The following is a 2,962-nucleotide window of genomic DNA, read 5'->3' as shown; positions in this document are numbered from 1 at the left end:
TCGGCGTGACTTCACGCTGGGCATCCAATAGTTGCCGCTCAAGCTCGAGCTTTTGGTTTTGGTAGTGAGCATCATCGATGGTGCCACTGTCTTTGTCTGTTTTTAGCTCTGCCAGACGCTCGCGAAATACTGCAACATTAATATCTAGCAGTTGATTGTCTATTGGTTTGGACTGCAAACGCGGTGCTCGTAGCCATGGCATAATAGCAATTAGCGCAAATATAAGAGCAATCAGCAAGCTTAGAGCTACAAATAAGCCAAAAGTAGAAAATAGAGTCATTTTTTGTCCTCTATGCTAGTAATATCGTGGTCGACATTCTCAGCTTGCGATAATAGACGATCAAGCTCAGCCTTTTCCGCAGAGGTCAAGGCAGCAGTACTGTTCACTGTAACGCCGTTTTGGCCACGGGCGACAACTTGGCGGCGTTTACTTTGCCAAAACCACCCTATCAATAATACGATCAGTAGCAATGGCGGAAAAAACCATAAAATCCATGTCGATGGACGTACAGGCGGCTTGTAGCTGATAAAATCGCCGTAGCGCTCTTGCATATAATCCCGGATTTCCGCATCACTACGTCTGTCTTTAATCAAATCATAGACTTTTTGCTTTAAGTCTTGGGCAATCGGCGCATCAGAACCTGCCAAGTTTTGGTTTTGGCATTTCGGGCAACGAAACTCTTCGATCAATCCTCGGTATTGTGCTTCTTGTTGGACAGAATCAAAATCATAGACGTCAATCGCCGCATAGCTGGTCACACTTAGGAGACAGGCAAGTATTAAGCTCGCTACTTTTATCGTAACGGCCTTTATTGAAAGGGCTATCATTTGCACACCTCTTCAACCTGAATCGCATCTGGACTGACGTTATTATCATTGGCATCATTGAGTACCGTTAAGCAAGGCTCAATACGATCTTGCCAGTTACTCTCGTTAATCTCACCAACAATGTGCTGGCGAATAACGCCTTCACCATCGACAGTGAAAGTCTCAGGCGCACCCGTCAACCCTAAGTCCAAGGCAAATTGACCAGATAAATCTTGAATAGACATGGAGAATGGGTCGCCGCCACGATTTAAATATCCTAGCGCATCACCGATGTCATCTTTGTAATTAACACCAACCAAATTGACTCCGCGCTCTTCTAATTGCATTAAAAAAGGATGCTCAATAACGCAAGTTGGGCACCAAGAGCCCCAAATATTCATCAAAAAGGGCTCATCAGGTAAGTTGTCATTGGTCATGATCCGACTGGTATCGGACAACAATGGCAGCTCAAACGCTGGTACTGGGCGTTCAAGCGCGGTATTGGTTACGATTTCAGTCGGCTGCCCCAAACGAAAATAAAGCATAACCATAACAGCAGCAAAGATGATCAGCGGGATCAAAAACCATATTCTAAATTGGCTTTTTTTCATTGTTCGATTACCTTTTGTTTCAGGGGGTTGCTCGGAAAAATGATTAGACTTAGTCATTTTGCTTCTCCCCTATTAGTGTCGTGTTATTAGTAGTGCTTTTAACATCTAAATCAGTAACCGTCGTAAAGCCTGACTTACTCGCTGCAATTTGTGCAGGGGTCTTGGATGTTTTGAGACGATAGCGCCTATCAAGCATACTCAGCAGACCACCCAATGCCATAATAATAGCGCCGAGCCATATCCAACGAATTAATGGTTTTACATAAATCCTTAATGCCCATTGGTTACTACCATCGGCAATAGGTTCGCCCAGTGCGACATAAACATCGCGCATAAGACTGGGGTCAATAGCAGCTTCAGTTGTTGGCATCGTGCTGATAATATAAGTACGCTTTTCTGGAGTCAGTTTCGCCACTTCACGACCGTCTTTGGATACCACCACTTGCGCTTGCGTTGCATCAAAGTTACTACCCTTTATTTCAAAAAATTCAGTTACTTCAAAATCGTAACCTTGAACATTGACTGTATCGCCAACACTCAATGCCACATCGCGCTCGATACTCAAGGTACTGGTAAAGGCAACACCGATGACCGCTACAATCACACCAATATGTGCCGTTTGCTGACCCCAGTAGCTTAAACGCAGCTTATTTAAGCCTTGCAAAAAGCTTGGTGCATTTTTGGTTTTGTCTTTGAAATCAACCACCATCCAGAACAGTACCCAAAAACTTACTGCTAGTGTTACACCAATATTAAGCATGGCAGATGGACTGACAAAGTAAGTGATGACTGCAGCTAATACTAGACTGTTCGCCGCAATGACCATACCAACGCCTAACAATGGACGCTTATCTTGTTTCCAGCGGATATTGGAGCCCATACCCATGGCAACCAGCAATAGCCATGTTAAAGGCACAAATAGCGCATTAAAGTACGGAGGACCTACCGATACCTGACCCAAGCTAAAGGCGTCGGCAATGATAGGATAGAGGGTACCAAGCAATACCACTAACGTTGCAATCAAAATGATGACGTTGTTAATGACTAAAAATGACTCACGCGAAACCAGTTGATACTGACTTTCAATCGTCAAACGCCAGCCACGCAGCGCAAACATCAGCAAACCACCACCGACGATGATGCCAAGAATCACTAAAATTACCAGACCACGAGTGGGGTCAGCGGCAAACGAATGCACTGAGGTAAGGACTCCAGAGCGTACCAGGAACGTGCCAAGCAAGCTTAAGGCAAAGGCGAAAATAGCCAGCATGATGGTCCATGCTTTAAACACCCCGCGCTTTTCAGTGACTGCTAATGAATGCAGCAATGCTAAGCCGACAAGCCAAGGCATAAACGAGGCATTCTCTACCGGATCCCAAAACCACCAACCGCCCCAGCCAAGCTCGTAGTAGGCCCACCACGAGCCCAGTGCAATACCAATGGTCAAAAATCCCCAAGCCGCGAGCGCCCATGGACGTGACCAGCGTGTCCAAGCAGCATCTAAACGCCCTTCCCACAATGCCGCCATACAAAAAGCAAATGGC

4 protein-coding genes are annotated in these 2,962 nt (G+C 45.7%); all 4 read right to left on the bottom strand.

The annotated features are described in order from the left end of the window. Positions 1-280: c-type cytochrome biogenesis protein CcmI (gene ccmI / locus NK638_RS12110; RefSeq protein WP_274633209.1), on the bottom strand; the 280-nt coding region annotated here is incomplete at its 3' end. Continuing rightward, positions 277-828 (bottom strand): cytochrome c-type biogenesis protein, encoded by a 552-nt coding sequence (locus tag NK638_RS12105; RefSeq protein WP_274633208.1) that lies wholly within the window; start codon positions 826-828, stop codon positions 277-279. The genes ccmI and NK638_RS12105, both read right to left, overlap by 4 nt. Beyond that, positions 825-1,475 (bottom strand): DsbE family thiol:disulfide interchange protein, encoded by a 651-nt coding sequence (locus NK638_RS12100; RefSeq protein WP_102092542.1) that lies wholly within the window; start codon positions 1,473-1,475, stop codon positions 825-827. Before NK638_RS12100 ends, NK638_RS12105 begins: the two co-directional genes overlap by 4 nt. Next, on the bottom strand, positions 1,468-2,962 hold a 1,495-nt coding region (locus tag NK638_RS12095; protein ID WP_274633207.1), incomplete at its 5' end, for a heme lyase CcmF/NrfE family subunit. The genes NK638_RS12095 and NK638_RS12100, both read right to left, overlap by 8 nt.

Source organism: Psychrobacter sp. A3, from assembly GCF_028823565.1.
Lineage (GTDB): Bacteria > Pseudomonadota > Gammaproteobacteria > Pseudomonadales > Moraxellaceae > Psychrobacter > Psychrobacter celer.
Note: the sequence above shows the minus strand (reverse complement) of the source record. Positions and strands in the feature narration are given on the sequence as shown.

Excerpts from the sequence above, each read along its gene's own strand:
- NK638_RS12100 (WP_102092542.1), bottom strand. The coding sequence starts at position 1,475 with ATGACTAAGTCTAATCATTTTTCCGAGCAACCCCCTGAAACAAAAGGT.
- NK638_RS12105 (WP_274633208.1), bottom strand. The coding sequence starts at position 828 with ATGATAGCCCTTTCAATAAAGGCCGTTACGATAAAAGTAGCGAGCTTA.